Annotated in this window: 30 protein-coding genes and 1 pseudogene; 14 read left to right on the top strand and 17 right to left on the bottom strand. The window is 59.0% G+C overall.

The annotated features are described in order from the left end of the window. Positions 1 to 30: 30 nt before the first annotated feature. Together mazG and ACOCLD_RS14805 are read left to right on the top strand one after the other, a co-directional pair. Positions 31 to 861, top strand: a complete 831-nt coding sequence (gene mazG, locus ACOCLD_RS14810) for a nucleoside triphosphate pyrophosphohydrolase (RefSeq protein ID WP_422909709.1) — start codon at positions 31 to 33, stop codon at positions 859 to 861. Between the two features lie 74 nt (positions 862 to 935). Continuing rightward, positions 936 to 1475 (top strand): DUF2058 domain-containing protein, encoded by a 540-nt coding sequence (locus ACOCLD_RS14805; protein WP_422909708.1) that lies wholly within the window; start codon positions 936 to 938, stop codon positions 1473 to 1475. 77 nt (positions 1476 to 1552) lie between these two features. Here ACOCLD_RS14805 and ACOCLD_RS14800 read toward each other — a convergent pair whose 3' ends face one another. The 3 genes from ACOCLD_RS14800 to purM are packed head-to-tail and all read right to left on the bottom strand — an operon-like array spanning position 1553 to position 3986. After that, positions 1553 to 2269 (bottom strand): DUF3108 domain-containing protein, encoded by a 717-nt coding sequence (locus tag ACOCLD_RS14800; RefSeq protein WP_422909707.1) that lies wholly within the window; start codon positions 2267 to 2269, stop codon positions 1553 to 1555. Positions 2270 to 2277: 8 nt separating this feature from the next. Further along, positions 2278 to 2928 carry a phosphoribosylglycinamide formyltransferase gene (purN, locus tag ACOCLD_RS14795; RefSeq protein ID WP_422909706.1) on the bottom strand — a complete coding sequence of 217 codons (651 nt, stop codon included), beginning with the start codon at positions 2926 to 2928 and terminating at the stop codon, positions 2278 to 2280. Next, positions 2928 to 3986, bottom strand: coding sequence for a phosphoribosylformylglycinamidine cyclo-ligase (gene purM / locus ACOCLD_RS14790; protein WP_233684573.1), 1059 nt, complete (start codon positions 3984 to 3986; stop codon positions 2928 to 2930). The genes purN and purM overlap by 1 nt, the downstream gene beginning before the upstream one ends. A 312-nt stretch (positions 3987 to 4298) precedes the next feature. Between purM and ACOCLD_RS14785 the strand changes: the two genes are divergently transcribed. From ACOCLD_RS14785 to hda, 3 genes are all read left to right on the top strand, one after another. Then, positions 4299 to 5339, top strand: a complete 1041-nt coding sequence (locus tag ACOCLD_RS14785; protein ID WP_422909705.1) for a DUF2066 domain-containing protein — start codon at positions 4299 to 4301, stop codon at positions 5337 to 5339. A 119-nt stretch (positions 5340 to 5458) separates the two neighbouring features. Further along, positions 5459 to 6550: an AI-2E family transporter gene (locus ACOCLD_RS14780; RefSeq protein ID WP_422909704.1), complete on the top strand. Its 1092-nt coding sequence runs from the start codon at positions 5459 to 5461 to the stop codon at positions 6548 to 6550. Beyond that, on the top strand, positions 6547 to 7251 hold the full coding sequence (gene hda, locus ACOCLD_RS14775; protein WP_108489847.1) for a DnaA regulatory inactivator Hda: 705 nt from the start codon (positions 6547 to 6549) through the stop codon (positions 7249 to 7251). Before ACOCLD_RS14780 ends, hda begins: the two co-directional genes overlap by 4 nt. 58 nt (positions 7252 to 7309) lie before the next feature. Here the strand turns inward: hda and ACOCLD_RS14770 are convergent, their stop codons facing one another. Genes ACOCLD_RS14770 through arsC form a run of 3 tightly spaced genes read right to left on the bottom strand, consistent with a single transcriptional unit; the run spans position 7310 to position 8665 of the window. Then, entirely contained in the window at positions 7310 to 7717 is a 408-nt protein-coding gene (locus ACOCLD_RS14770) for a DUF2069 domain-containing protein (RefSeq protein WP_422909703.1), read from the bottom strand. Next, positions 7710 to 8315, bottom strand: coding sequence for an NAD(P)H:quinone oxidoreductase (gene wrbA, locus ACOCLD_RS14765; protein WP_392539672.1), 606 nt, complete (start codon positions 8313 to 8315; stop codon positions 7710 to 7712). Before wrbA ends, ACOCLD_RS14770 begins: the two co-directional genes overlap by 8 nt. Beyond that, positions 8312 to 8665 carry an arsenate reductase (glutaredoxin) gene (arsC, locus tag ACOCLD_RS14760; RefSeq protein ID WP_233684578.1) on the bottom strand — a complete coding sequence of 118 codons (354 nt, stop codon included), beginning with the start codon at positions 8663 to 8665 and terminating at the stop codon, positions 8312 to 8314. The genes wrbA and arsC overlap by 4 nt, the downstream gene beginning before the upstream one ends. 104 nt (positions 8666 to 8769) lie before the next feature. On the opposite strand from arsC, the gene ACOCLD_RS14755 reads away from it, so the two are divergent. Together ACOCLD_RS14755 and ACOCLD_RS14750 are read left to right on the top strand one after the other, a co-directional pair. Then, positions 8770 to 9999, top strand: coding sequence for a virulence factor BrkB family protein (locus tag ACOCLD_RS14755; protein ID WP_422909702.1), 1230 nt, complete (start codon positions 8770 to 8772; stop codon positions 9997 to 9999). 168 nt (positions 10000 to 10167) lie between these two features. Continuing rightward, complete coding sequence (locus ACOCLD_RS14750; protein ID WP_422909701.1) at positions 10168 to 10374, top strand: hypothetical protein; 207 nt, start codon at positions 10168 to 10170, stop codon at positions 10372 to 10374. A gap of 50 nt (positions 10375 to 10424) precedes the next feature. Here the strand turns inward: ACOCLD_RS14750 and ACOCLD_RS14745 are convergent, their stop codons facing one another. Then, the gene (locus ACOCLD_RS14745; protein ID WP_392539669.1) at positions 10425 to 10817 is read right to left on the bottom strand and encodes a hypothetical protein; all 393 of its coding nucleotides are present in this window, start codon (positions 10815 to 10817) and stop codon (positions 10425 to 10427) included. A 139-nt stretch (positions 10818 to 10956) separates the two neighbouring features. Beyond that, the gene (locus tag ACOCLD_RS14740; protein WP_422909700.1) at positions 10957 to 12366 is read right to left on the bottom strand and encodes a PilZ domain-containing protein; all 1410 of its coding nucleotides are present in this window, start codon (positions 12364 to 12366) and stop codon (positions 10957 to 10959) included. A 30-nt stretch (positions 12367 to 12396) separates the two neighbouring features. Here ACOCLD_RS14740 and ACOCLD_RS14735 point away from each other — a divergent pair, with 30 nt between their 5' ends. Both ACOCLD_RS14735 and ACOCLD_RS14730 read left to right on the top strand, forming a co-directional pair. Next, positions 12397 to 12876 (top strand): TlpA disulfide reductase family protein, encoded by a 480-nt coding sequence (locus ACOCLD_RS14735; protein ID WP_422909699.1) that lies wholly within the window; start codon positions 12397 to 12399, stop codon positions 12874 to 12876. Between the two features lie 3 nt (positions 12877 to 12879). Beyond that, entirely contained in the window at positions 12880 to 13155 is a 276-nt protein-coding gene (locus ACOCLD_RS14730; protein WP_422909698.1) for an acylphosphatase, read from the top strand. Positions 13156 to 13227: 72 nt separating this feature from the next. On the opposite strand, the gene ACOCLD_RS14725 is transcribed toward ACOCLD_RS14730, so the two are convergent. Genes ACOCLD_RS14725 through ACOCLD_RS14715 form a run of 3 tightly spaced genes read right to left on the bottom strand, consistent with a single transcriptional unit; the run spans position 13228 to position 16502 of the window. After that, the gene (locus ACOCLD_RS14725; RefSeq protein ID WP_422909697.1) at positions 13228 to 13800 is read right to left on the bottom strand and encodes a transglycosylase SLT domain-containing protein; all 573 of its coding nucleotides are present in this window, start codon (positions 13798 to 13800) and stop codon (positions 13228 to 13230) included. Between the two features lie 6 nt (positions 13801 to 13806). Continuing rightward, a complete protein-coding gene (locus tag ACOCLD_RS14720; protein WP_422909696.1) occupies positions 13807 to 14760 on the bottom strand; it encodes a hypothetical protein in 954 nt (317 codons plus the stop codon). Positions 14761 to 14786: 26 nt separating this feature from the next. Then, the gene (locus tag ACOCLD_RS14715; RefSeq protein ID WP_422909695.1) at positions 14787 to 16502 is read right to left on the bottom strand and encodes a proline--tRNA ligase; all 1716 of its coding nucleotides are present in this window, start codon (positions 16500 to 16502) and stop codon (positions 14787 to 14789) included. Between the two features lie 115 nt (positions 16503 to 16617). On the opposite strand from ACOCLD_RS14715, the gene ACOCLD_RS14710 reads away from it, so the two are divergent. Continuing rightward, positions 16618 to 17025, top strand: coding sequence for a PaaI family thioesterase (locus ACOCLD_RS14710; protein ID WP_422911819.1), 408 nt, complete (start codon positions 16618 to 16620; stop codon positions 17023 to 17025). A gap of 66 nt (positions 17026 to 17091) precedes the next feature. On the opposite strand, the gene ACOCLD_RS14705 is transcribed toward ACOCLD_RS14710, so the two are convergent. Further along, positions 17092 to 18336: an OprD family outer membrane porin gene (locus ACOCLD_RS14705; RefSeq protein WP_422909694.1), complete on the bottom strand. Its 1245-nt coding sequence runs from the start codon at positions 18334 to 18336 to the stop codon at positions 17092 to 17094. 101 nt (positions 18337 to 18437) lie between these two features. Here ACOCLD_RS14705 and ACOCLD_RS14700 point away from each other — a divergent pair, with 101 nt between their 5' ends. The 3 genes from ACOCLD_RS14700 to ACOCLD_RS14690 all read left to right on the top strand — a co-directional run bounded on the left by ACOCLD_RS14700 (position 18438) and on the right by ACOCLD_RS14690 (position 19740). After that, positions 18438 to 19040, top strand: a complete 603-nt coding sequence (locus tag ACOCLD_RS14700; protein ID WP_422909693.1) for a hypothetical protein — start codon at positions 18438 to 18440, stop codon at positions 19038 to 19040. Between the two features lie 64 nt (positions 19041 to 19104). Beyond that, entirely contained in the window at positions 19105 to 19530 is a 426-nt protein-coding gene (locus tag ACOCLD_RS14695) for an HIT domain-containing protein (protein ID WP_422909692.1), read from the top strand. Positions 19531 to 19533: 3 nt separating this feature from the next. Beyond that, a complete protein-coding gene (locus ACOCLD_RS14690; RefSeq protein ID WP_233684591.1) occupies positions 19534 to 19740 on the top strand; it encodes a SlyX family protein in 207 nt (68 codons plus the stop codon). A 52-nt stretch (positions 19741 to 19792) separates the two neighbouring features. Here the strand turns inward: ACOCLD_RS14690 and ACOCLD_RS14685 are convergent, their stop codons facing one another. The 5 genes and pseudogenes from ACOCLD_RS14685 to ACOCLD_RS14665 form a co-directional block, all read right to left on the bottom strand. Then, on the bottom strand, positions 19793 to 20017 hold the full coding sequence (locus tag ACOCLD_RS14685; protein ID WP_233685204.1) for a cold-shock protein: 225 nt from the start codon (positions 20015 to 20017) through the stop codon (positions 19793 to 19795). A gap of 105 nt (positions 20018 to 20122) precedes the next feature. Then, positions 20123 to 20395 (bottom strand): annotated as a pseudogene (locus ACOCLD_RS14680) (cold shock domain-containing protein membrane protein); the annotation flags it as partial. Between the two features lie 164 nt (positions 20396 to 20559). Beyond that, the gene (locus tag ACOCLD_RS14675) at positions 20560 to 21627 is read right to left on the bottom strand and encodes a GGDEF domain-containing protein (protein ID WP_422909691.1); all 1068 of its coding nucleotides are present in this window, start codon (positions 21625 to 21627) and stop codon (positions 20560 to 20562) included. A 102-nt stretch (positions 21628 to 21729) separates the two neighbouring features. Next, the gene (locus tag ACOCLD_RS14670; protein ID WP_108489828.1) at positions 21730 to 22200 is read right to left on the bottom strand and encodes a Dps family protein; all 471 of its coding nucleotides are present in this window, start codon (positions 22198 to 22200) and stop codon (positions 21730 to 21732) included. A gap of 148 nt (positions 22201 to 22348) precedes the next feature. Then, positions 22349 to 23467 (bottom strand): HD domain-containing phosphohydrolase, encoded by a 1119-nt coding sequence (locus ACOCLD_RS14665; RefSeq protein WP_422909690.1) that lies wholly within the window; start codon positions 23465 to 23467, stop codon positions 22349 to 22351. A 293-nt stretch (positions 23468 to 23760) separates the two neighbouring features. On the opposite strand from ACOCLD_RS14665, the gene aspS reads away from it, so the two are divergent. Then, on the top strand, positions 23761 to 25536 hold the full coding sequence (gene aspS, locus ACOCLD_RS14660) for an aspartate--tRNA ligase (protein WP_422909689.1): 1776 nt from the start codon (positions 23761 to 23763) through the stop codon (positions 25534 to 25536). The last annotated feature ends 31 nt before the right edge of the window (positions 25537 to 25567 follow it).

Below are 25567 nucleotides of genomic sequence, written 5' to 3'. Positions count from 1 at the left end.
GCATCCGGGCTACGTAGGTAAAGGAATCTTATGTACCAACTCGACGATCTGCTGCACCTGATGGCCCGGCTGCGCGACCCGCAGCATGGCTGTCCCTGGGACCTCAAGCAGAGTTACGCGACTATCGTGCCGCACACCCTCGAAGAGGCCTACGAAGTGGCCGATGCCATCGAGCGTGGCGACTTCGATCATCTGCCCGGTGAGCTGGGCGACCTGCTGTTTCAGGTGGTGTATTACAGCCAGTTGGCCCGTGAAGAAGGCCGCTTCGAATTTGCCCAGGTGGTGGATGGCATTACCCGCAAGCTGATTCGCCGCCACCCTCATGTGTTCCCCGATGGCGATCTGTACGGCGCTGTGGACGTGGCCAAGCTGGAGGAGGCTGCGGTCAAACAGCGTTGGGAGGAGATCAAGGCTGAAGAGCGCGCCGAGAAGGCTAATGCCCCTGAGCAGCTCTCACTGCTTGACGATGTGCCCACGGCGCTGCCGTCGCTAAGCCGGGCAATCAAGTTGCAGAAGCGCGCCGCTCAGATCGGCTTCGACTGGCCCGAGGCCTTGCCGGTGGTCGACAAGGTGCGCGAAGAGCTGGATGAAGTGCTCGAAGCCATGAGCGAGAACGACCCCGAGGCGATTGGTGAAGAAATCGGCGATCTGCTGTTTGTGGTCAGCAACCTGGCCCGGCACCTGAAGGTTGATCCGGAAACGGCGCTGCGGGCGGCCAACGCCAAGTTCGAACGGCGTTTTCGTTTTATTGAGCAGGCATTGCGCGAAGCGGGGCGCAGCATGGAAGATTGCGCCCTGGATGAATTGGACGCGCTCTGGGGCGAAGCCAAGAAACTGGAAAAGCAGACCCCGAGCTGCTGAGCCCATAGGGTGGATGGCGCGTCACGATTGCGCTGGGTACGCCCACTTAATATTGAAGGTTGGAAAGGTAGGTTATGGCTCTCTCACTACGCGATCAGTTGCTTAAAGCCGGGCTGGTCAACGAAAAGCAGGCCAAGCAGGCCGGCAAACAGCAGCAGAAACAGCAGCGCCTGGTGAATAAAGGTCAGGCCGAGAAGGACGAATCGCAAAAGCTCGCCGCCCAGCAGGCCATGGCTGAAAAGGCCGCGCGCGATCAGGAGCTGAACCGCCAGCAACAGGAAAAAGCCGAGCAGAAGGCTCGTGCCGCGCAGATCAAGCAGCTGATCGAAGTCTCGCGTCTGCCCAAGCTGACTACCGAGGATTACTACAACTTCGTTGACGACAAGAAGGTCAAGCGTCTGTCGGTCAATAGCCTGATGCGCAACAAGCTCAGCAGCGGCTCGCTGGCCATCGTCCGTCACGGCGGTGGCTATGAAGTGATCCCGCGTGAAGCCGCGCTGAAGATTCAGGAACGTGATGCTCAGCGCGTGGTGCTACTCAACACTCCGACCGAAGCGCCGGATGCCGATGATCCTTATGCGGCCTATCAGGTGCCGGATGATCTGATGTGGTGATGGCGCAGGGCCTTGCCCGCAGACACCCGCCCATAAAAAAGCCGAGCACTTAGCTCGGCTTTTTTATTCGCTATAACTCAGTCCTGGCGACCTTCAACGGCTTTGCCGTCGACAGTGCCGTCCTTGAGCATGATCTGGTATTCCTTGCCGTCTTTCTCGACCTGATGCAGGCGCACCAGCAGGAAGTCCCAGTCCTTGGCAAACCAGAGGATGGTCTTGCGGCTGCTTTGTGTCGGGTCACGCACGCGTTCGACCTTGATCGCATCGATCAGGCCGGCCTTGGTACGCACGGTTTCTTCACCCAGCACGCGGAAATCGTAAGTTTCCACTTCGTCGCCATCGACCACCTGGTAGCTCATGCTCTTGGTGCCAGCGGCCACGTCATATTGCAGGGCCAACTGGTAGGTCGATTTGTCCAGCAGGCCACGGTTCAGTGGCAGGCGCACCGGCGTGTCGCGATCACTGCCGATAACCTGTTTGGCACTCCAGTCGAAGTCGTGCTCGATCTTCTTGCCCTTGCCCAGGCCGTTGCGTTCATACAGGTAAGTCTGCGGCAGGAAGACTTCTTTATCCACGCGCAGGGTGCTTTGTTCGGTCAGGCTGGCGACCAGCATGGAGGCTTCGAAGTTCAGCTTCCACACGCCGTTATCCAGCGCTTCAAGGCTGCGTTCGGCGCTGCCGCTGACGGGCAGTTGCTTCCAGTCGGCGGTGTAGCTGGCGGAGAAGGGTTTCAGCTCGACGGCCAGTGCCGGCAGGCTCAGAAGCGTTAGTGCGAACAGTAAGGCGCGACCCATGGTGTCTCCTAAGTTCGAATAAGGTGTCCGGTACTCGGTAACAGTTGCTCGTCCAACATCGCCCTCTGCGCGGCCAGCTGTAAACGGCCTTCGGCAAACCAGCGCACGGCCAGCGGGTAAATCACGTGTTCCTGCTCGTGCACGCGCTGCGCCAGGCTGCTGGGCGAGTCATCCGACTGTACCGGTACCACTGCCTGTACGACCAGTGGTCCGCCATCGAGTTCCTCGCTGACGAAGTGCACGCTGCAACCATGCTCGCTGTCGCCGGCGTCCAACGCCCGCTGATGGGTGTGCAGGCCTTTGTATTTCGGCAGCAAAGACGGGTGGATATTCAGCAGGCGGCCGGCGTAGTGACGAACGAAACCGGGGGTGAGGATGCGCATAAAGCCGGCCAGCACTACCAGCTGCGGATCAAACGCATCAATGGCCTCGACCAGTGCAGCATCAAAGGCCTCGCGGCCATCGAACTGCTTGTGGTCGAGCACGGCGGTGGCGATGCCGGCCTGTTTGGCGCGCTCCAGGCCGTAGGCATCGGCGCGGTTGGAAATCACCGCGCTGATACGTGCCGGATTGCCGTCATGGGCGATGCTGTCGATCAGCGCCTGCAGGTTGCTGCCGGAGCCGGAGATCAGCACCACCACATTGCACTGTGCTGGCATCAGTGCTGTTTCAGGTTGTTCAATACGACCTGTGCAGCGCCTTCGGCGGCTTCACCGATCTGGCCGATCACCCAAGGCTGCTCGCCTGCGGCGGTCAGGGTTTGCAGGGTGACTTCGACCTGATCCTGCGCCACGCAGATCACCATGCCGACGCCGCAGTTGAGTACGCGGTGCATCTCGTGCTCATCCACATTGCCTTTTTCCTGCAGCCAGTCGAAGACCGCCGGGCGTGTCCAGCTGGCCACGTCGACCACGGCTTGTGCGCCTTTTGGCAGTACGCGTGGGATGTTGTCGAGCAGGCCGCCGCCGGTGATGTGGGCCATGGCTTTGACGGCGCCAGTGTCCTTGATCAGCTTGAGCAGCGGTTTGACGTAGATGCGGGTCGGCGCCATCAGCAGGTCGGTCAGCGGCTTGCCATCGACCTGAGTGGTTTCGATGTCTGCACCGGAGACTTCGATGATCTTGCGGATCAGCGAGTAGCCGTTGGAGTGCGGGCCGGAGGACGGCAGGGCGATCAGCGCGTCACCGGTGGCGACTTTCGAACCGTCGATGATTTCGGCTTTCTCCACCACGCCAACGCAGAAGCCGGCCAGGTCGTAGTCTTCGCCTTCGTACATACCGGGCATTTCAGCGGTTTCACCGCCAACCAGGGAGCAGCCAGCCAGTTCGCAACCGGCGCCGATGCCGGTGACTACGGTGGCGGCCACGTCAACGTTGAGCTTGCCGGTGGCGTAGTAGTCGAGGAAGAACAGCGGCTCGGCGCCGCACACCACCAGGTCGTTGACGCACATGGCAACCAGGTCCTGGCCGATGCTGTCGTGCTTGTTCAGGTTCAGCGCCAGGCGCAGCTTGGTGCCTACGCCGTCAGTGCCGGAGACCAGCACCGGTTGCTTGTAGCCGGCCGGGATCTCGCACAGCGCGCCGAAGCCGCCCAGCCCACCCATGACTTCCGGACGCGCGGTGCGCTTGGCCACGCCTTTGATGCGCTCGACCAGGGCTTCGCCCGCGTCGATGTCTACACCTGCGTCCTTGTAGCTGATGGAGGGTTGCTTGCTCATAGATCCAGGCCTTTAGGGGAAATTCGGATAGGCACCGGCGCTTGTGGCGGCCGGTCTGCGAAGGCGCGCGATTTTATCAGGCTTGCCCGGCAGCGGCCACCCGCTAAGGTTGCGGCAGTTGGGGCGGCTGTTTAAGGTAGCCAGCGGCTGTATATGGAGCGTTACTGCCGGCTGGGCGGTGAAAATGGCTTTGGAATGCGCCCTGACAGCCCTAAACTCACGCTTGTGTCCTCTGCCTGCTGCGCTGTTGGCAGGGGCGAGTATTTTTCAACCCGGCCTGCGCGCCACTTTCCGTCCGTCGAGAATCCATCCATGCGTTTGACCGCTCGCCTGTTTCTTGTCTGTGTGTCGCTGTTCGGCCTGCCAGCTTTTGCTGCCCCCGTGACTGACCTGTACCAAGTGCGTGAAACGGTCAGCAGCCAGCAGCCGGAAGAGCGCGCGGCCGCTCTAAGCCGGGCGCTGGATACCCTGGTGTTGCGCCTTACCGGCAAGGTCGATGCGGCGCAGAACCCGGCCCTGGTGGCGCTGTACAAGGATCCGCAGCAGATCGTCAGCCAATATGGCTATGAAGACGACAAACTGCTGGTCGACTTTGACCCACAGAGTACCGACCGCAGCCTGCGGCAGGCCGGTCTGGCGCTGTGGGGCGCCAATCGCCCGAGCATCCTGCTGTGGTGGTTGAGTGATGCCAGCGATGGCAGTCGTCTGCTTGGTGATGGCCAGGCTGCTGCTGCGCCGCTCAATCAGGCTGCGCAGCACCGTGGTCTGCCGCTGCGCTTGCCACTGGCCGATCTTTCCGAGCAACTGGTGGCGGTTGCGGAAAACCTCACTGCGAATGATCCGGCTGCCTTGCGTGAAGCCTCCGAGCGCTACGCCGCCGATGCCTTGCTGGCGGTCGTCGCGCGCGAGGCCAATGGTCAGTGGCAGGCCGAGTGGCGCTTGTGGCTGGGTGATGAGCGCGAGCAGGGCACCGTGCAGGGCGCTGACCAGGCGGCGTTGGCCGATGCCATCCTGCTGGCTGTCAATCAGCGTTTGGCACCACGCTTTATTGTCGCCCCTGGTGCGGCCACGGCCCTGACCGTGCAGGTGCAAGGCGTTGACCTGGCGCGCTATGCCGAGTTGCAGCGCATTCTTGAGCCCTTTGCCGCGCAGTTGCGCAAGGTTCAGGGCGATACGCTGACCTTTGCGGTGAATGCCAATACTGAACAGTTGCGCGCACAACTGGCGTTGGCGCGTTTGCAGGAAGTGCCGGCCGAGGCGGCGGTGGATGCCGGGCAGTCGCTCACGCCACCAGCTGCGGCTGCTGAGCCTGCTGCGGCAGCGCCGGAAAATGTGTTGAAGTTTCGCTGGTAGACTGCGGGCATAGCGCCTTCTCAAGTTGAAAACCGCAGCTCATAGCTGCGGTTTTCATATGAGCTGAGGTACAGCTCGGGCAGATTTCTGGATAGCAGTGGGCATATGGAGCGCAGGGCATGATCGATTCGCATCGTTGGATATGGATAGTTGCGGCATTGCTGCTGGGGGGGCTGCTGTACCTGCTGGCACCGATTCTTTCGCCGTTTCTGATCGGCATTCTGCTGGCCTACATGGGTGATCCACTGGTTGACCGTCTGGAACGCTGGAAACTGTCACGGACCTGGGGCGTGGTGGTGGTGTTTGCCCTGATCACGCTGATCATGGCCATTCTGCTGCTGGTCTTGGTGCCCATGCTGGGCAAACAGCTGGTGCGCTTGTACGAACTGGCGCCGCAAATGCTTGATTGGCTTCAGCACCAGGCGTTGCCGTGGATTCAGCTCAAGCTCGGGCTGAACGAGGGTTTCTGGCGTTTTGATCAGCTGAAAACTGCATTCTCCGGACAGTTGGGCAAAACCACCGATATCGTTGGTGCGCTGCTGTCCACGGCCACGGCCTCGGGCATGGCACTGCTGGCCTGGCTGGCCAACCTGCTGCTGATTCCGGTGGTGAGTTTTTACCTGATGCGTGACTGGGACCTGATGGTCGCCAAGCTGCGCAGCTTGCTGCCGCGTGGTCGCGAGGGGCTGATCGTGCAGCTGTTTGGCGAATGCCATGAAGTGCTGGGGGCTTTCCTGCGTGGTCAGTTGCTAGTGATGCTGGCGTTGGGCGTGCTGTATGCCACCGGCCTGATGGTGATTGGCCTGGAGCTTGGCTTGCTGATCGGTGTGCTGGCTGGCTTGGCCAGCATCGTGCCGTACCTCGGTGTGGTGGTGGGTATCGGCGCGGCGCTGACGGCGGGGCTGTTCCAGTTTGGTCTGGATTTCTACCCGCTGCTGGGTATCGCGGCAGTCTTTATCGTTGGGCAAATGCTTGAAGGCATGCTGCTGACGCCGATGCTGGTGGGCGATCGCATCGGCTTGCATCCAGTCGCGGTGATCTTCGCCATCATGGCCGGCGGCCAACTGTTTGGCTTTACCGGCATCCTCCTGGCCCTGCCGGTAGCAGCGGTGATCATGGTTTTAGTGCGTCATCTGCATGATTTATATAAACTTTCCGATCTTTACGGTGAGCCAGCCAGCGGTTCCGACGAGCCGCCCAACCCAGCATGACACCCATACAACTGCCTTTAGGTGTGCGTCTGCGTGATGACGCCACTTTCGCCAACTATTACCCCGGCGCCAATGCGGCGGCCCTCGGCTATGTCGAGCGGCTGTGTGAGGCCGATGCTGGCTGGACCGAAAGCCTGATCTACCTGTGGGGTGGTGAGGGCGTTGGGCGCAGTCATCTGTTGCAGGCGGCGTGTCTGCGTTTTGAGCAGCGTGGCGAACCAGCGGTGTATCTGCCGTTGGCCGAGGTGGTCGAGTATGGCCCGGCGCTGCTGGATAACCTTGAACAGTGTGAGCTGGTCTGTCTGGATGATCTGGATGCCGTGGCTGGCAACAGTGAGTGGGAAGAGGCGCTCTTTCACCTGTTCAATCGTCTGCGTGACAGCGGTCGACGTTTGCTGTTGGCGGCGGGTACTTCGCCGCGTGAGCTGCCAATCAAGTTGGCGGATCTGCAATCGCGTCTGACCCTGGCGCTGGTGTTTCAACTGCAGTCGCTGTCCGATGAGGACAAGTTGCGCGCCCTGCAACTGCGCGCTTCGCGCCGTGGCCTGCACCTCAGTGATGAGGTTGGGCGCTTTATTCTGACCCGCGGTGAGCGCAGCATGAGTGCGCTGTTCGAATTGCTCGAGCGCCTCGATCAGGCCTCGTTGCAGGCTCAGCGCAAGCTGACCATTCCCTTCCTCAAGGAAACCCTGGGCTGGTAACTGCCCACCTCAAAGCAACGGCACTTGCAGGTGTTGCTTTGAGGTTAGGGATGCGCCGTTATTCCCCCGCCAGCTTGCGTTCGTACTGAAAGCGCCAGCGGGTGTACATCAACGCTGCGCAGAACAGGCTGAAACTGAGCAGGGTGAGCAGCCAGCCATACAGCGCTTTGCTTGGGTCGAAAGCAGCGAGCACGCCCTGGATAAAGTACAGGTTGACCACGAAGCAGGCCCAGGCATGCGCACGCGCGTTGCCCAGCAGCAGGCCTGGGGCGAGCAGCAGCAGCGGGGTTAGCTGCAAGCCAAGGATGACCCACAGCAGTTTGCCGGGGATGTTGGCGTAGTGCAGATTCCACACCAGCAGCAGGGCGGTCAGGCTAAAGAAACTCAGCAGGCTGGCGACGCGGCTGATGTTCAGGCGCGGTTGCAGCCATTCCAGGCTGGGCAGCGGTTTGACGATTCTAGCCACGGACACTCTCCAGTTTGATTGCGGTGTGTGCCAGGCGCTGGCCGAGCGCGCGGCACAGGGCTGTTTCGTGTTCATCCAGGGCGCGTTTGCCATCGGCGCCGGCATGGTGGCTGGCGCCATAAGGCGTGCCGCCGCCACGGGTTTCCAGCAGTGCGGCTTCGCTGTAGGGCAGGCCAGTGATCAGCATGCCGTGGTGCAGCAGCGGTAACAGCATCGACAGCAGGGTGCTTTCCTGGCCGCCATGCAGGCTGGCCGTGGAGGTGAATACACCTGCCGGTTTGCCGACCAGGCCGCCGGTCAACCACAGGCCGCTGGTGCCATCGAGAAAATACTTCAGTGGTGCGGCCATGTTGCCGAAGCGGGTCGGGCTGCCGAGCGCCAGGCCGGCGCAGTTCTTCAGGTCATCCAGGCTGGCGTACAGCGCGCCCTCCGGCGGAATCGCAGGGGCAGTGGCTTCGCATTCGGCGGAAATAGCCGGCACTGTACGCAGGCGCGCCTCCAGGCCGCCCATTTCGACGCCGCGGGCAATCTGCCGGGCCATTTCGGCGGTGGCGCCATGGCGGCTGTAATACAGCACCAGAATGTAGGGCGCGCTCACGGCAGGATCTCCAGAATGCTTTCCGGTGGCCGGCCAACCACGGCTTTGTCGCCTGCAACCAGAATGGGGCGCTCGATCAGTTTGGGTTGGCTGACCATGGCGGCGATCAACTGCTCATCCGTCAATTCTGGGTCGTTCAGACCGAGGGCTTTGTACTCATCCTCACCGGTACGCAGCAACTGGCGGGCGCGAATGCCCAGCTTGCGCAGCAGTTCGTGCAGTTCTGCGGCGCTCAGCGGTGTTTCCAGGTAGCGCACAATGTTGGGGTTGAGTCCGCGTTCTTCGAGCAGTTGCAGGGCGCTGCGCGATTTCGAGCAGCGCGGGTTATGGTAAAGCGTCAGATTGGTCATGTTCGGGTCGCCTGTGGCCATCGATGGCGGCTATTCTACCCGCTAACGGCATTTACGCCTGCGTCCATGGCAGGTTGCTGAGCGCGGGTGGCTAAGGAGAGTGCATGCGGCAGCGTGTTATTAACCTGTTGGAGTTCTGGCGTTTCCTGTTGCAGCGGTTTATCGCTGATCAAGGTACCAACAATGCGGCGGCGCTGACCTACACCACCCTGTTTGCGGTGGTGCCGATGATGACCGTGACGTTTTCCATGTTGTCGGCCATCCCGGCATTCCAGGATACCGGCGAGCAAATCCAGAGTTTTATCTTCCGCAACTTCGTGCCCTCGGCTGGTGAAACCCTGCAGCAATACCTGCGTGATTTCACCACCCAGGCGCGCCAGCTGACCTGGGTGGGCGTGGTGGTGTTGGCGGCTACGGCGTTCTGGATGCTGGTTACCATCGAGAAAACCTTCAACACCATCTGGCGCGTGCGCCAGCCGCGCCGGGGTGTTTCCAGCTTTCTGCTGTACTGGGCGATTCTTAGCCTGGGGCCGTTGCTGCTGGGCGGTGGCTTTGCCATCAGCACCTATATCACCTCGCTGTCGCTGATCTCCGGGCCGGATGCCCTGCTTGGCATGCAGGCGCTGCTGAAATTCATGCCGCTGCTGTTCAGCGTGGCAGCCTTCACCTTGCTGTATGCCACGGTGCCGAATGCCCAGGTGCCGCTAAAACATGCGTTATTGGGCGGCTTGTTTGCCGCCACCTTGTTTGAAGTGGCGAAGATGCTGTTTGGCCTGTATGTGCGTCTGTTTCCCGGCTATCAACTGATCTATGGCGCCTTTGCCACGGTGCCGCTGTTTCTGCTGTGGATCTATCTGTCCTGGCTGATCGTGCTGTTCGGCGCGGAGTTGGTGTGCAACCTGGGGATTTCCCAGCAATGGCGCAGGCGTGCCATGCCGCGCTTGCTGACAGTCTTCGGCGTGCTACGGGTGTTTTATGAGCGCCAGCAAGCAGGCCTTAAGGTGCGTTTACGTGACGTACAGCGCCAAGGCTGGCAATTGGCCGAGCACGAGTGGGAAGAGATTCTGGCATTCCTCGAACAGCAGAAATTGATTGCCTCGACCGGTCCCGGTGCGTGGGTGTTGAGCCGCGATCTCAGTCATTACCCGGTGCAACAACTACTGAGCCATAGCCCGTGGCCGTTACCTCGGGTGGAGAACCTGCCTGAGCAACTTGAGGAACCCTGGTATCCGTCGCTGCGCAGCGGGTTGCAGCGTTTGCAGGACGAGCAGACGCAACTGTTTGCGGCAGACCTTGCGCAGTGGCTGCAGCCTCAGGCTGACGCTGCCGAGTGACGTAAAACGTCAGTTTGCGGCGCTGCACTGATGGCGCATGATGGCACCGGTGACCATGAGGGTCACCAAACACGCTTTAAAGGGAGGCTGGCACGTTTCTGGCTATCGCAACTGCAGATAGCGATCAGGTTGCCAGCAGGGCAGGGATTAGCGGAGTGTGAAGGCGTTATGACAGCCAGCAAAGGCAAAGTGATTCATCTGTATCAGCGCAATCCTCAGGAGGCCCTTGAGCGCCTCAATCGTATTACCGGGCTGCGTTTCAGCAGCTGGCCACAATCTCTGGTCAATACCGCTACGCCTTCCGGCGAGCCCTCAGCTGTAGCGCTGCCTGAGGCACCGTCCAGCAAAACGCCCAGTGGTGTGGTCTCGGGTTGAATGCAAAACCCCGCGACAGTGCGCGGGGTTTTGGGTTGCTTCGCAGTGGCTTAAGCGAGTGCTTGGCGGCTGTCGGCTTGTGCCAGTTCCACGGCCTGCACAAACAACTCTTCGACGATCAGGCTGTTTGCCGATACGGCCGAGCGCAGGCGCACCTGCATGTCTTCGATTTTCTGTTTGACCGGCAGGCGTGCCACACCGGAAAGCAGAATCTTGCTGTGTTGATTGACCTTGCCGTGGTCGACCATCACTTCGCGCAGGTTGCCGCCGTCACGGTAGCTGATCAGCAAAGACACCGGCAGGTTGGCCAGCCCGGGCAAGTGCAACCAGGCGGCTACATTGAACTCGGCGACACGCCCTTCGTACGGGGTGACCTGTAAGCGGGCGAGGTTGACGATGGCAGCAGGTACTGGGCCGACCAACTTGTCGAGGGCTTGGGTCATGGTTGTGTTCCAGGGTAATAACAGATCGCATCATGCGTGAGTGCGATCAATTATAAGTGGAGCCTTCCCGATGAAACTGTGCGCTTGGCCGATGTTCGGCGTGACCTTTCTCGCAGTTTTAGCGTAAGGGTAAATCTATCTAGGCCAACTGCATTGGGTAGCGGGTGACCGAGGCCGTCATCAGGTTGGCGGCAGGCAGCGGCAGAATGGCCTGATTGTGTGCGCTGGCCAGTTGCAACCAGACGTTTTCCCCTTCGACGAACTGCCCATTGGGCAGCCACAACCCGTGGTGCCAGCCATTACCCGGTGCCGGTGTGCTTTGCAGCACACCGGGATGGGTTTGTGCACTGGGCGCACGGCGCAACCACACGGGGCGTGGCAGGCCTTTCAAATAGCGCAGACCGAGGTGCAGACCTTCACTGTTCAGATGGCGCCAGCGCACCAGGGCCAGGGTCGGGGTGTCGCTGCCGGTGAGCAGCAGCACCAGTTGACCAACCGACAGTTGAACGGCTTGGTCGGCATTGCACAGCAGGCGGGCGCCACCGGGGCTGGCGTCGAGCATCTGTGCGGCAGTGCGGGCAGGTCGTTGTTCCAGCAGCTGGGCATGGATGCCCGTCAGCCCAACCACCAGCTCGCATGTGGAACTGTGGTCGGCGCGGGCGTGGCGACGTTGCTGACGTCCCAGCCAGTGTTGCTGTACACGTTCCAGTGCCTGGCGCTCAGCCTGACTTTGCAGTGGCGCAGGTTCGTGCAGGGCGACCAGCAGAGCACCCAGCTCAAAACGGCGTAAATAGGCCGGACTGCCTTCGGCAACCTGGTCATAACTCAAGCAGGGTTGAGACTCGGTCAGGTCGATTGTCGGGCCTTCGATGTCTTCGTCTTCATCCCAAGGCAGCAGGCGAGCCAGGCCGGATAGAGGGGAGAGGGCGCCAAACAGCAGGGCGCATTCACCATTAGCCAGATGGAACGGGTTACTCAATGCCAGTAGCAGCATCTGTTGGTAGATGCCGCGCAGGGTGCTGGCGGGTTGCGGCAGGAATGCGGCGGCAACCGGTTCATCCAGGCAATCCTGGTGTTCGCCGATCCAGTACAGCAGGTGGCTGTCGCGCCACAGGCTGGGCGGTGGTTCCTGATAAAGCTGGTAGTGCCGCAACAGGCTCTGTGCCAGGAAGTGCTGGGCCATGTACAGGCACCAGGCCAGATGTGGGCGTGACGGCTGGCGACCCTGAAGAATCTGCAGCAACAGGCGCTTGAAGCCGACCGCCAGTTCGCCGCACAGATGAACAAACAGTGCGCTGGGCGGTGTCTCGTCCTGATAGGCCTTGCTGTAGTGGCGGTATTGATCGCTGAAGCTTTGCAGTGCGCGCTGCCTTTCGAGTAAGGTCATGGCGCTGCGGTTCAGCCTGAAGAGCAGGCTCAATACCTGTTGCAGAGCCTGTTCTGCTGGCTGCAGGCGCGCTTGGGCCAGTTGCTCGTTGAGATCGGCCAGCGGCGCGACGTCGTTCTCGAGGATGTCTGGCACTTCCAGGCGCAAGGCATCTAATGTCATATCAACCTTATCGAATCAGGGAGCGAATGCATGGGAATGCGTTTCCAGGCGATCATTCGTGCTGTGGCAGGCGTCGGCATAGGTCTGATTCTGGCTGGGTGCGCGGAAGACATAGGCGTCGATCAACATGGACGAAAGGTAGCGGTTGAGCGCCTGGAAGGCCAGTGGTTAGTGATTAATTACTGGGCGCAGTGGTGTGCGCCATGCCGCACCGAGATTCCCGAGCTTAACGCCCTGGAGAAACAGCTCAAGGCACAATCGGTGCAGGTGCTCGGGGTGAATTTCGATGGGCTGCTGGATGAGAAATTGAGCCAGGCCTCGCAGGATATGGGCATTTCCTTCACGGTACTGGCGCAGGACCCGGCCGAACGTTATCAGTTGCCACGCGCAGAGGTACTGCCCGTGACCTATATCGTCGATCCTCAGGGGCGGATGCGCGAGCGTTTGTTGGGCGAGCAGACGGCAGCCGGCTTAACAGCACGTCTGGCCGCGCTCAAGGCACAGGAGTAGGTCATGGCGCATATTTGCATGCATGGTTATGTCAGTGGGCGTGTGCAGGGTGTGCGCTTTCGGCAGACGACAGCGGAGCAGGCTGAACGCCTTGAGCTGAGTGGCTGGGTGCGCAACCTGGCTGATGGTCGGGTTGAGGTGCTGTTTGAGGGGGATGAGGCCGCTGTGAGCGAATTGGCCAGTTGGTTGCAGGCTGGCCCGCAAGCCGCTCAGGTCACCGCTCTTGAATTGCAGGAGCAGGCTGTACAGGGAATTGCCGGGTTTATTGTGCGGCGCTGAGTCGTTGATGGCTTATGCGGCGCGCAGGGTTCGCCGTTATGTGCGCCTTGTACTTTGCGCCGCTCACCCATCCTAGGGTTTGACGTACCAGAAGTCGTGCCAGAAACCGACCACCTTGGCCGGATAGGCATGCTTGCCGAGGCTGCCGTTATAGCGTGCCAGCGCGCGATTCAGATCGCCGTTTTCCTTGCGCAGATAGAAACTGAGGATGGTGCAGCCGTAGCGCAGGTTGGTGGCATTGTCGGTGAGGTTGTCATGCGGTCGCCCCAACTCCGCTTTCCAGAACGGCATCACCTGCATCATGCCTTGAGCGCCGACCGAAGAAATGGCGAAGCGGTCGAAATGGCTCTCGGCATGAATCAGGGCAATCACCAGATCAGGACGCAAACCTGCCTTGCTGGCTTCGCGATGTACGAGCCGTAACAGGCTCAGACGTTCCTCTGCGTCTGGAATGTAGCGACGCATGCGCGTGGACATATCCAACAGCCAGACTTCGGCATCAAAACGATCCTGAAAGCTATCAGCCTGAGCCACTGTTTGTTGGAGTAGGGCGCGCAGTTCCGGTTCCGGTGCCTGACGTATGTCTGCCTGGCTCGTGCCCCACCACAGCAGGCCCAGCAGGGTGCAGGTCAGGCGCGGCCACATACTGTGTCAGTCGTGGCCAGGGTCAGCAACCAGGCGTCCTGCGTCCCTGGTCAGGGCCAGCAGGAAGATCTTCTGCAGTTCGGGGTCGTTGCGCGTCAGCTCGATCAGGCTCTGTTCCAGCTCGCTGGCTTCTTCCTCAAGGCCGAGCTCCGACAAGCGCTTGACCCTGTGTACCCACTGGGCCACGTCATCCCCTTCAAGGTCGGCGTAGATCAGTTCATGGGCTTCCTGCAGCTTGCCACGCAAGGTGCGGCTGACCAGCAGGGAGGCGTCGGCACGGGCCGAGCCCTGGTCATCTTCAACGGTCAGCAGCAGGGTGCTGATACGTGTCACATCCTGCTCGGCAAATGGGCTGTCGAGCAGGTTCAGACGCAGGATGCCGTTGCGATCGGTGAGCAGTTCATGGGTCTGTTCGCCTGCCTTGACCTGCACCGGGCGCTCGGCCCAGGGCAGGCTGGAGTATTCCATGCGCGCATCCTGACGACGTTCTTCCAAGCTGGCGAGGTTCTGCTGCGAACGACCGTTGGACTCGACGTTCATCGCCGGATTGATACCGGCAAAGCCGTAACTGATCCAGTCTTTGGTTACGGTATCCGGCAGGCTGCCGAGCAGCACCACATTCATCACGTTTGCGCCAATACCGCCGACAATCGCCAGTGCCCCGAGTGGTACTTCATACAGCTCGCGCCAGGGTTGGTAAGGTGTGTAGCGGTCGTAACGGCGTGTCACGTCGAAGGCTGTAACTTCGAAGGTCTTCTGTTCATGCACGCGTACGCGGCGCTGTGGCAGCTCCAGTACGCGCGGCTCCCCCACATCGATCTGCAGGCTGTGATCGAGCAGTTTGCGCTCGATACGCTCCTCATGCTCGCTGCGTTGCGGCAAATGATTGGCGCAACCGCTAAGTAGCAGGGTGCCACCCAGAAGGGTGGCAGTGAGGCTGAGGGTGTTTCGCTTGAACATGACGACTCTTGCTAAAAGGGCTGAAATCAGTGGCGGATACGGGCCTGGATAAAGCTCATGATGTCGGCCACAGGCACGGCCTGGGCTTCGGTTTCCTGACGGCTCTTGTATTCCAGGTTGCCTTCGGCCAGACCGCGGTCGCTGACGACAATGCGGTGCGGGATACCGATCAGCTCCATATCCGCGAATTTGATGCCCGGGCTGGTTTTTTTGTCACGGTCGTCCAGTAGTACTTCGAAACCGGCGGCAGTGAGTTCGGCATACAGCTTGTCGGTGGCTTCGCGCACCGCATCGGTTTCGTAACGCAGCGGCACCAGGGCGATATGGAAGGGTGCGAGTGCATCATTCCAGAGGATGCCGCGTTCGTCGTTGTTCTGCTCGATGGCGGCTGCCACTACGCGAGAAACACCGATGCCGTAGCAGCCCATGGTCAGAATCACTGGCTTACCGTTTTCGCCGAGTACCTGGCAGTTCAGTGCCTGGCTGTACTTGGTGCCGAGTTGGAAAATATGTCCGACTTCGATGCCGCGTTTGATTTCCAGGGTGCCTTTGCCATCCGGACTCGGGTCGCCGGCCAGCACATTGCGCAGATCGGCAACTTCCGGCAGGGGCAGGTCACGCTCCCAGTTAACGCCGAAGTAGTGTTTGTCATCGATATTGGCGCCAGAGGCGAAGTCGCTCATCAGGGCGACCGAGCGATCAATGATGCAAGTGATCGGTAGATTCACCGGGCCGAGCGAGCCTGGGCCTGCGCCGACAGCTGCACGGATCTCGGCTTCATTGGCAAACACCAGCGGGCTGGCAACCTGTTCCAGGTTGGCGGCCTTGATTTCATTGAGCTCGTGGTCGCCGCGGACAATCAGGGCGACCAGAGTGCCTTCTTTGGCGCCATGGACGATCAGGGTTTTGATGGTTTTTTCGATGGCCAGACCGAAGCCCTGCACCAGTGCATCGATGGTCTTGGTGTCTGGGGTTTCAACCATGCGCATGCTTTCAGTCGCAGCGCCACGGCTGCTTTCACGCGGAATGGCTTCGGCTTTTTCAATGTTGGCGGCGTAATCGGAGCTATCGCTAAAGGCAATATCGTCTTCGCCGGAGTCGGCCAGTACATGGAATTCGTGGGAGCCAGTGCCGCCGATGGAGCCGGTATCCGCCTGCACAGGGCGGAAGTTCAGGCCCAGGCGGGTGAACACATTGCAGTAGGCCTGGTGCATGCGGTCATAGGTTTCTTGCAGCGAAGCCTGGTCAACGTGGAAGGAGTAAGCGTCCTTCATGATGAACTCGCGGCCACGCATCAGGCCGAAGCGCGGACGAATCTCGTCGCGGAACTTGGTCTGGATCTGATACATATTGATCGGCAGCTGCTTGTAGCTGTTCAGCTCGTTGCGCGCCAGGTCGGTGATCACTTCTTCGTGAGTCGGGCCCGCGCAGAAGTCACGGCCGTGGCGATCCTTCATGCGTAGCAGTTCCGGGCCGTACTGCTCCCAACGCCCGGATTCCTGCCACAGTTCAGCGGGTTGAATACCAGGCATCAGTACTTCCAGTGCGCCGGCCGCGTTCATTTCCTCACGTACAACGTTCTCAACCTTGCGCAGCACGCGCAGACCCATGGGCAGCCAGGTGTAGAGGCCGGAAGCGAGCTTGCGAATCATGCCGGCACGCAGCATCAGTTGATGGCTGATCACTACGGCATCGGACGGGGTTTCTTTGAGAGTCGAGAGCAGGAACTGGCTAGTACGCATATTTGGCTGTTCTGTCGGTTGCAAGAGATTTTCAATGGCCCGCATTGTACGGTGCCTGTACAGATGCGTACAGGATGCTGGCGTGTGCTTATAAAAGGAGGGGAGTGTGTCGATATTGACGGCGGAACAGGTGCAGGCGCTGATTCGTGCAGGGTTGCCGATGGCGGAAGACATCAACTTGTGTATTGATCGTCTGGACGGCGAGGGAGCACTGGCGCGCGTGCCATTTCACAGCAGACTGGTGCGTCCAGGTGGCACTTTGTCCGGCCCGACCATCATGGCCTTGGCCGATGCGGCCATGTACGCCGTTGTATTGGGTCGCCTCGGGCGGGTCGAGATGGCGGTAACGTCAAACCTGAATATCAACTTCTTGGTCAAGCCCAAGCCAGTTGATCTATTGGCAGAAGCGCGGATATTGAGATTGAGTCGCAGGCAGGCGGTTTGCGAAGTTTCGGTCTATTCATTGGGTAATGAAGATGAGTTGGTGGCGCATGTAACGGGGACTTATGCGTTACCGTTATAAGTTTTTGCAGGAAATAAAAAAAGCCCGACCTAGGTCGGGCTTTTTTTACCGGCTAAACGCTCTGAATTACAGAACGCTCAGTGGGTATTCGATGTAGGCACGTACTTCGTTTGTGTCGGTGCCGACTTCGGAGTTGCTGCGTAGTACTGAAGAGCGAACGCGGAACGAAAGATCTTTCGCAGCGCCTTCCTGGACTACGTATTTAACTTGGTTGAAGAACTCATGTTCTTTGCCGTCATCGCCTGCACCGGTTGCAATGTTGTCAGACCAGATATAGGCAGTTTTGAAGCTGAGGCCCGGTACGCCAAACGTAGCCATGTCCAATTCATAGCTAGCCTGCCAGGAGCGCTGATCTTCAAGGTTGAAGTCAGAAAGGAAGCTGTTGGCTACGAAAATAGAACCGCCACCATCGCCGTAGCCATAATCAAAGCCACGATCACCAGTGTTACGCTGGTGCGCGAAAATAAAGCCGTGAGCACCAGTGGTATATTTTGCTGCTAGACTCCAGATGGTGTTGTCGCCACCACCAAACTGGCGATCATAGTCGCTTTTGTAAATGTTAAAGTCAAAATTCAGAGACTGCTCTTCAGCAAGAGACAGGTTGTAATTCAGGTTCGCATACTTACGCTCGTAGAAGTCTTCAAGGTCGCTCCAGTACAGTGCTGCACTGAAGTCATCGCTGAAAGCATAGGAACCACCAGCTACATCGATAGATTTGAGGCCAAAGCTATCGCTGCCAGACTGATTCATTGAATTTTGTGCAGTGAAGCGACCAGCATTGAGTTCAAGACCTTCGATCTCTGTGCTGGTGATCATGGTGCCTTCAAAGGTTTCTGGCAGCAGGCGGCCATCATCGGCGGCCAATACCGGAAGCCCGGGCATTTGAGAGCCGTAGGTCAGTACTGTGTTGGAGATGCGGGCTTTGACCGCAGCGTTTGCGATGGTCAGGTCTTTCCCTTCGTTTTCTGGGAACATGCCGAGGCCGCGGCGGCCGCTGCCTGTATCCAGCTGGAACAGGGTGCCAGCATAAGCATTTACACCAACGCCTACGGTGCCTTGGGTGAAGCCGGATTCAAAAATTGCACGGGCGCTACCGCCCCACTCTTCCGAATATCCAACACGTTTTCCGTTAACAACTCCGCGATCAGCGCCGTTGCGAGCATCGCGGTTGTAATACATGCTGCGCGCGAGAAGCGACAGGCTGCTGTCTTCGACAAAGCCTTTGGATTCTGATTGGTCAGAGGCCATGGCGATTTGGGTGGTGCCCGCTGCTACTGCGAGGGCGATTACGCTCCACTTCATCACTTGCATCGTGATTGCTCCTTTGGTTTAGAAAAGTTGCGCCGTCCGGCTGGTTGTTATATGGACGGCTCTTTCTTTTTGTGTCGGCGGTAACTTATAGCACGCTGCCAATGTTGGCGATAGTTGCAATCTATTCATTACGATTTCTTCACGCTCGTGTCGCAAAAGCTTATGAATCATGTCGCAATTTTGTAGAAGCAGCTGGCGTGCTGCGAGTCAATACTGACGGATTTTTGCCCCTGCTCGCTGGTGGCCCAGGGCTGCCAAACGGTGCAGTGCGTTTTGTCAGGGTTTGTTTAGCAATAGTCGTGCTCAAAATCGAAAAAATTGGAATTTTCTTGTGTGATAGTGGTCGGTGCCCAGTGTTATTGGGCTTTGCGCCGGTTTTCGCTCAACTTTTCAGGGGTTATTTCTGTTTTTTAGTGTTCAGACAGGCTTTTCTATGTGGTGTTTTTCGCTGGGGCTTGGCCTTGACTTGTGGGGAGGCTGGTCTGCCATCTGCGGTATGTTGCGAGGGATTACCGAAGGGAACAATTTTGGTGCGCATCTCTGTGGTGCACGTGGGGGTGTGCTGCCTCTTGGTGCGTGATGGTTTTGCTGGGGCAGGTGTTGGTTATGGCGCTTCCGCGTATCCTTTGTGTAACGGCTGGAATATGGCGGCAGACGGTTGTTCGCAATTTGCTCTGCTTCCATTCCTGAGCAACGAAAGTTGAGCGGTTTATGCGGCTAAAGTGATGGCAGCACCAATACTTTGAGTTTGTAGCAAGGGAAATGATTATGTTTGCACTCGATGCGCGCTTGCAGCAGGACACTATCTGGTTGGGCGACTACCCACTGAGCCGTTTGTTGCTGATGAATGATGTGCAGTACCCCTGGTTTATCCTGGTGCCGCAACGTGAGGATGTCAGTGAGTTGTTTCAGCTGGATGCAGAAGATCAGTTGCAGCTCTGGCGTGAAACCACTGGGCTGGCTGAGGTGCTCAAGGATTGTTTTGCAGCGGACAAGATGAATGTGGCGACCCTGGGGAATGTGGTCAGTCAGCTACACATGCATGTCATTGTGCGTCGGCGTGAAGACATTGCCTGGCCGGCGCCAGTGTGGGGGCGGCATCCTGCGCAGGCCTACAGTGCTGAGCAGTTGGCAGTATTAAAAGCACGCTTACGGTTGGTGCTGACTGGCGATTTCAATTTTGTTGAGAGTTGATTGGTGAACATAGACGAGCGTATCAATGAGCTGGAAAGCCGCCTGGCTTTTCAGGACGACACGATTCAGGCACTCAATGATGAATTGGTGGTGCAGCAGCGCTTGATAGAGCGTTTACAGATGCAGGTTGCGGCGCTGGCCAAGCGGCAGGATGAGGTGAGTTCGCAGTTTGGGCTGGCCGAGAGTGAGGCCCCGCCACCGCATTATTGAGTCAATTAAATGAAAAAGGCCCGCACTGTGCGGGCCTTTTTCATTAATAGATTTAGCGACGTGTTGGTAATGCGGCGATTACGTCTTCGGCTTGTAGGCCCTTGTCGCGCTGCATAACTGCGAATTCAACACGTTGGCCTTCAACCAGAACGCGATGCCCTTCGCCGCGGATGGCGCGGAAGTGAACAAAGATATCGTCACCCGAGTCGCGGGAGATAAAGCCGAAACCCTTGGAGGTGTTGAACCATTTGACGGTGCCAGTTTCGCGGTCGCCCAGGTCTTGCGTGCTCGAGGTGCTGCGTGATTTCAGACGCAGGTTAGTGGCCAGGTGTACGGCAATAGCGGCGGCAATGATGATCAGGCTGAACAGGCTGGCGGGTTGGTTGGCAATAAGTGGCAGTGGCGCAAGCAGGATCAGTGCTTGTAGCAGTGTGCCAAGTACCAGCAGTGCGGAAACCAGGTTTTGTGCCTGATGGCGCAGGCCGGCATGCCAGATTGGCAGTTGTGGGGCAAACAGCAGGTTGAGGAGGCCGAACAGGGCAAGGCATAGAGCCTCGGGTTGTTGCAGCAATGATTCAGGTGTGTCGCGTAAGGAGGGGGCAAAAGAAAGCAGTAGGGCTAGTGCGCCGGTCAGAAGGTGGACAATTTTCAACATGTTTGATGGGCTCGCTTAATTCAAATAATCATCAGGAAGAGCTGGTTGCGCGTAGTTGCTGTTGCGGGAGGGAGTAGAGCGCGTGAAGCCAGCCTATGCGCCGAACCATAGAGATGGCCCGGCGGCACGGGGCGTATTTAACAGTAAAGAGGTGGGGTTCTCAATCAGGCGCTGAGTGCTGTTTGGCTGGGGGGGGGATTTACCTGGTTACGGCCGTCGCGTTTGGCTTGATAGAGCGCATCATCAGCGCGGGTCAGCAGGGTCTCCAGCGTGTCACCAGGGATTGCCAGGGCATAGCCGAAAGAGGCGGTAATGCTGTCGAGTACTTCGTCAGTGCGGCGCACCTTGATGCGCAATGACTGGATTTTTAGGCGCAGTTGTTCGGCAAAGCTGTGCACGGTTGCCGCATCAAAGCAGTCGCGCAGGATGATGCAGAACTCTTCGCCGCCATAACGCGCGGCAATTGCGCGGGCCGGGAGCATATCGCGTAGCAACTGGCCAACATGCTGTAGCACGCGATCACCCAGGGGGTGGCCGTACTGGTCGTTGAATTGTTTGAAGTGGTCGATATCCAGCATGACCAGAGCGACGCCATCGTGTTCGCTGCTCAAGGTCTGCTCCAGCAAGCGGCTGAAGGCGTTGCGGTTGAAGACCTGGGTCAGGCTGTCCAGTGTCGCAGCGATGTGCGCGCGCTCCAGCTGGCTGCGCAGACTTTTGATTTCCTGTTGCGCGGCGTTGAGGCGGTAGAGGAATTTGTCCTGCTGATCCTGCATCAGCTGGGTGCTTTGCTGCAGTTCGTTGAGCACATTGGGCAGGTCATCAATGATTGGTTCCTGCAGGGCGGCGAGGCCGTGTTCCAGGCTGACTTGGTAGTTGCGACTGCCCAGAATGCTGCGTGACACATTGCCTTCGATATCGTCGACCAGTTCGATGACCTGTTGTTGGCCGGCGCGGGCTTCTTCAAGTTCGCCATGGATGATGTAGTCACGAAACAGCTTGGCCGCAGTTTCCGGGGGGAAGCTGTCAAAGTCGGCGACGGTTTTGTCCAGGCGGCGGTTGAGTTCGGGCTCCAGCCCCTTGCTGTAGGTGTACCAGAGGGCGTAATGCACCGGGTTTGGTGGAATGTCGTGGCGCATCATCAGGGGGACTGCTTTCTTCAGAAGTGCCGCTGCATCGCGGGTTTCTTCTGGAAACAGTTCCAGGACGCTGGGGGCTTTTGCGGGTTTGTTCATGCACGTCACTGTGGCCAAGTTGCAATTGACCAAAGCATAGAACAGCTGCCGCTCAAGCGCCTAGCAAAAGGCCCGTAGAAACGGGCCTTTTACGTGATTTACCTACGCCGCCAGCAGGCTACGCAGCATCCAGGCGGTTTTTTCATGGACTTGCATGCGTTGAGTCAGCAAATCTGCTGTCGGTTCGTCGCTGACCTTGTCCAGTAGCGGGAAAATACCGCGTGCGGTGCGTACGACCGCTTCCTGACCTTGTACCAGCTGTTTGATCATATCTTGGGCCGCTGGTACGCCTTCTTCCTCTTTGATGGAGGAGAGGCGGGCGTAGGCCGCGTAAGTGCCAGGTGCCGGAAAGCCCAGGGCGCGAATACGCTCGGCGATCTGGTCGACGGCCAGCGACAGTTCGGTGTACTGACCTTCAAACATCAGGTGCAGGGTGTTGAACATCGGGCCGGTGACGTTCCAGTGAAAGTTGTGGGTTTTCAGGTACAGGGTGTAGGTGTCGGCAAGCAGGCGTGACAGGCCTTCGGCGATGGCGGCGCGGTCTTGCTCGGCAATTCCGATATTGATTTCCATACCATTTCTCCTCTCAGGTGGCTCGGGGCTTGGCTGCCCGCTAATGGGCAGAGACTACCATGGGCTTTACCGAGCTTTAATGTGGTTTATATCAATGAAAGTGATGGTTGGAGGCTATTGCTCGGCATGGGTTCAATTTTTCTGGGGCTTAGCGATGCGCCAACTCTGGGTGTTGTTGCAGCGTCTGGTTGAACAGCTCGACCCAGTGTGCGCTGAACTGCCGGCCGGCGAGGTTGTTGATTTCCAGGATGGCGCGTAGCAGCGGGCGCTTGTTCAAGGTTTGATGAGCACGTTCATGGGTACGGGCGTCAAATGTATCGACGATGCTGATGATTAAAGCGCCTGGACTGATCTCGATTTCTTTCAGCCCTTTTGGATAGCCTTTGCCGTCGGCCTGTTCCTGATGCTGCAGGGTGATTTCTGCGGCGGCGTCCCAGCGTGGCATGCGTTTGAGCAGTTCGTAGGCCAAACGCGGGTGTGACTGCATCTGTCGGCGTTCTTCACGGTTGAAGTGTGCCTCCTTGTGCAGCATGTCCAGTGGCAGAAAGGCCATGCCGAGATCATGCAGGCAGATGGCTGCGGCCATTTGTGCGGGGTGTTCGGGGCTGCCGCCGCGTTGGTTGATCGCCAGGCCCAGGTCAAGCTGACGCAGGCCGCGTCCTTGCCAGAAGTGCGAGCGACGTTCGCTGGCTTGCATTAGGTCGACAAAGAACAGCAGGTCGGCGTCTGGCTCGATGCCGTAGCGCCTGAGCAATTCGGCGGCTTCCGGTTCGGCGGTCGCGATACTGGCAGGTGGGCGTGAGCTGGGGTCGAGTTGCTGCAATAGGGCGCTGCGAATGCCGGTTTGTTGAGTGTCTGGTGCTAGCGCCAGGGCGCTGAGCGCCTGCGTGAGGGCCTTGCTCTGTGCTGGACTGAGCTGCGGTTCGGCGCCGCCAAGGGCGTGGCGGATCTGCTCTTTGAGGTGGTCAAGGGTCAGCAGCAGGATGTCGCCGAGCAAACTGTCGAAATTGAGCTGCGCTTCGCGCAGGCGTGCGAGCACATCCTCCATGGCTTGTGGCACCTTCATCAGCGCGTCCAGACCGATATAACCGAGGTTGCCCTTGAGCGTGTGCACCAGGCGGAACAGCTCGCGCAAGCGTTCGCTGTCGCCGGGCGTGTGTTCCAGTTCGATCAGCAATTGCTCGCAGCGCTGGAACTGTTCGCTGGATTCCAGGCGAAAATCGGCCAGTAAATCGCTGGGTATTTCTGCCAGATTCGGCGTGGCCATAAGCCTTTTCCTATCTCGATGGTCAGGGTGCTGCACGTCTGAGTATAGAAAGCACTGGCAAAAGCGCGTGGGGCGGCGGCTGCAAGTGGCGGCTTAACCATATATAATCCCGCGCTTTGCCGCGTTTTGTCGGGCGAACAGTCGGCTGCGTATGCAGCGCTGAATCGTTTCGCGCCCCTTAAAGGCAGCACAATTGCGGAAAATGGCGCCTGCGCCAGCCGGTCATCCGGCCAACGAGCGTCGCAGTTATTGCGACCCAACGAATTCAAGACTCAAGAGAAGCGACCACCACCATGATGCGCAGCCATTATTGCGGCCAACTGAACGAGAGCCTGGACGGCCAGGAAGTCACCCTTTGCGGTTGGGTACATCGCCGTCGTGACCATGGCGGAGTGATTTTCCTCGACATTCGTGACCGTGAAGGTCTGGCCCAGGTGGTATTTGACCCGGATCGCGCCGAGACTTTCGCCGCAGCCGACAAGGTGCGCAGTGAATATGTGGTGAAAATCACCGGTAAGGTGCGTCTGCGTCCGGCCGGTGCTGGCAACGCCAACATGGCCTCCGGCGCAATCGAAGTACTGGGTTACGAGCTGCAAGTGCTGAACGAAGCGGAAACCCCGCCGTTCCCGCTCAACGAATACACCGATGTGGGCGAGGAAACCCGTCTGCGCTATCGCTTTATCGACCTGCGTCGCCCGGAAATGGCGGCCAAGCTGAAACTGCGTTCGAGCATCACCAGCAGCATCCGTCGTTACCTGGATGACAACGGTTTCCTCGATGTGGAAACGCCGATCCTTACCCGTGCCACCCCTGAAGGCGCGCGTGACTACCTGGTACCGAGCCGTACCCACGCCGGCAGCTTCTTCGCGCTGCCGCAGTCGCCGCAGCTGTTCAAGCAGTTGCTGATGGTCGCTGGCTTCGATCGCTACTACCAGATCGCCAAGTGCTTCCGCGACGAAGACCTGCGTGCTGACCGCCAGCCGGAATTCACTCAGATCGACATCGAAACCAGCTTCCTCGATGAAGCCGACATCATGGCCATCACCGAGAAGATGATTCGTCAGTTGTTCAAGGAAGTGCTCAACGTTGAGTTTGGCGAGCTGCCGCACATGACCCTGGCTGAAGCCATGCGTCGTTACGGTTCGGACAAGCCGGACCTGCGCAACCCACTGGAGCTGGTGGATGTTGCCGATCAGCTCAAATATGTTGATTTCAAAGTCTTCGCTGGCCCAGCCAACGACCCGAAATGCCGCGTCACCGCGCTGCGCGTACCGGGCGGGGCGAGCATGCCGCGCAGCAAGATCGATGAGTACACCAAGTTCGTCGGCATCTACGGCGCCAAGGGTCTGGCCTATATCAAGGTCAACGAGCGCGCCAATGGCGTCGAAGGCCTGCAGTCGCCAATCGTCAAGAACATCCCGCTGGACAACATCAATGTGATCCTCGATCGCGTCGGCGCAGTGGATGGCGACATCGTGTTCTTCGGTGCGGATAAAGCCAAGATCGTCAGCGAAGCTCTGGGTGCTCTGCGCATCAAGCTGGGTCACGATCTCAACCTGCTGACCTGCGAGTGGGCGCCGCTGTGGGTTGTCGACTTCCCGATGTTCGAAGAGAACGATGACGGTAGCCTGACCGCCATGCACCACCCGTTCACCGCGCCGAAGTGCACCCCGGCTGAGCTGGAAGCTAACCCGGCTGCGGCGCTGTCGCGTGCCTACGACATGGTGCTGAACGGCACCGAGTTGGGTGGCGGTTCGATCCGTATCCACGACAAAGCCATGCAGCAGACCGTGTTCCGTGTGCTGGGCATCAGCGAAGATGAGCAGCAGGAGAAGTTTGGCTTCCTCCTCGACGCCCTGAAGTTCGGTGCACCGCCTCATGGTGGCCTGGCCTTCGGCCTGGATCGCCTGGTGATGCTGATGACCGGTGCGCAGTCGATCCGCGAAGTGATTGCCTTCCCGAAAACCCAGAGTGCGGCCTGTGTGATGACTCAGGCGCCGGGTGAGGTGGATAACAAGTCGCTGCGTGAACTGCACATTCGCCTGCGCGAGCAGCCGAAAGCGGAGTAAAGCGTCACAAGAAGCCTGGTTTACCAGGCTT

The sequence above is a fragment of the Pseudomonas cimarronensis genome, assembly GCF_049331905.1.
Classification (GTDB): domain Bacteria; phylum Pseudomonadota; class Gammaproteobacteria; order Pseudomonadales; family Pseudomonadaceae; genus Aquipseudomonas.
This window is presented reverse-complemented; position numbering and strand designations above follow the sequence as displayed.

Excerpts from the sequence above, each read along its gene's own strand:
- mazG (WP_422909709.1), top strand. The coding sequence starts at position 31 with ATGTACCAACTCGACGATCTGCTGCACCTGATGGCCCGGCTGCGCGAC.
- ACOCLD_RS14805 (WP_422909708.1), top strand. The coding sequence starts at position 936 with ATGGCTCTCTCACTACGCGATCAGTTGCTTAAAGCCGGGCTGGTCAAC.
- ACOCLD_RS14800 (WP_422909707.1), bottom strand. The coding sequence starts at position 2,269 with ATGGGTCGCGCCTTACTGTTCGCACTAACGCTTCTGAGCCTGCCGGCA.
- purN (WP_422909706.1), bottom strand. The coding sequence starts at position 2,928 with ATGCCAGCACAGTGCAATGTGGTGGTGCTGATCTCCGGCTCCGGCAGC.
- purM (WP_233684573.1), bottom strand. The coding sequence starts at position 3,986 with ATGAGCAAGCAACCCTCCATCAGCTACAAGGACGCAGGTGTAGACATC.
- ACOCLD_RS14785 (WP_422909705.1), top strand. The coding sequence starts at position 4,299 with ATGCGTTTGACCGCTCGCCTGTTTCTTGTCTGTGTGTCGCTGTTCGGC.
- ACOCLD_RS14780 (WP_422909704.1), top strand. The coding sequence starts at position 5,459 with ATGATCGATTCGCATCGTTGGATATGGATAGTTGCGGCATTGCTGCTG.
- hda (WP_108489847.1), top strand. The coding sequence starts at position 6,547 with ATGACACCCATACAACTGCCTTTAGGTGTGCGTCTGCGTGATGACGCC.
- arsC (WP_233684578.1), bottom strand. The coding sequence starts at position 8,665 with ATGACCAATCTGACGCTTTACCATAACCCGCGCTGCTCGAAATCGCGC.
- ACOCLD_RS14755 (WP_422909702.1), top strand. The coding sequence starts at position 8,770 with ATGCGGCAGCGTGTTATTAACCTGTTGGAGTTCTGGCGTTTCCTGTTG.
- ACOCLD_RS14750 (WP_422909701.1), top strand. The coding sequence starts at position 10,168 with ATGACAGCCAGCAAAGGCAAAGTGATTCATCTGTATCAGCGCAATCCT.
- ACOCLD_RS14745 (WP_392539669.1), bottom strand. The coding sequence starts at position 10,817 with ATGACCCAAGCCCTCGACAAGTTGGTCGGCCCAGTACCTGCTGCCATC.
- ACOCLD_RS14740 (WP_422909700.1), bottom strand. The coding sequence starts at position 12,366 with ATGACATTAGATGCCTTGCGCCTGGAAGTGCCAGACATCCTCGAGAAC.
- ACOCLD_RS14735 (WP_422909699.1), top strand. The coding sequence starts at position 12,397 with ATGGGAATGCGTTTCCAGGCGATCATTCGTGCTGTGGCAGGCGTCGGC.
- ACOCLD_RS14730 (WP_422909698.1), top strand. The coding sequence starts at position 12,880 with ATGGCGCATATTTGCATGCATGGTTATGTCAGTGGGCGTGTGCAGGGT.
- ACOCLD_RS14725 (WP_422909697.1), bottom strand. The coding sequence starts at position 13,800 with ATGTGGCCGCGCCTGACCTGCACCCTGCTGGGCCTGCTGTGGTGGGGC.
- ACOCLD_RS14720 (WP_422909696.1), bottom strand. The coding sequence starts at position 14,760 with ATGTTCAAGCGAAACACCCTCAGCCTCACTGCCACCCTTCTGGGTGGC.
- ACOCLD_RS14715 (WP_422909695.1), bottom strand. The coding sequence starts at position 16,502 with ATGCGTACTAGCCAGTTCCTGCTCTCGACTCTCAAAGAAACCCCGTCC.
- ACOCLD_RS14705 (WP_422909694.1), bottom strand. The coding sequence starts at position 18,336 with ATGCAAGTGATGAAGTGGAGCGTAATCGCCCTCGCAGTAGCAGCGGGC.
- ACOCLD_RS14700 (WP_422909693.1), top strand. The coding sequence starts at position 18,438 with ATGTTGGCGATAGTTGCAATCTATTCATTACGATTTCTTCACGCTCGT.
- ACOCLD_RS14695 (WP_422909692.1), top strand. The coding sequence starts at position 19,105 with ATGTTTGCACTCGATGCGCGCTTGCAGCAGGACACTATCTGGTTGGGC.
- ACOCLD_RS14675 (WP_422909691.1), bottom strand. The coding sequence starts at position 21,627 with ATGAACAAACCCGCAAAAGCCCCCAGCGTCCTGGAACTGTTTCCAGAA.
- ACOCLD_RS14670 (WP_108489828.1), bottom strand. The coding sequence starts at position 22,200 with ATGGAAATCAATATCGGAATTGCCGAGCAAGACCGCGCCGCCATCGCC.
- ACOCLD_RS14665 (WP_422909690.1), bottom strand. The coding sequence starts at position 23,467 with ATGGCCACGCCGAATCTGGCAGAAATACCCAGCGATTTACTGGCCGAT.
- aspS (WP_422909689.1), top strand. The coding sequence starts at position 23,761 with ATGATGCGCAGCCATTATTGCGGCCAACTGAACGAGAGCCTGGACGGC.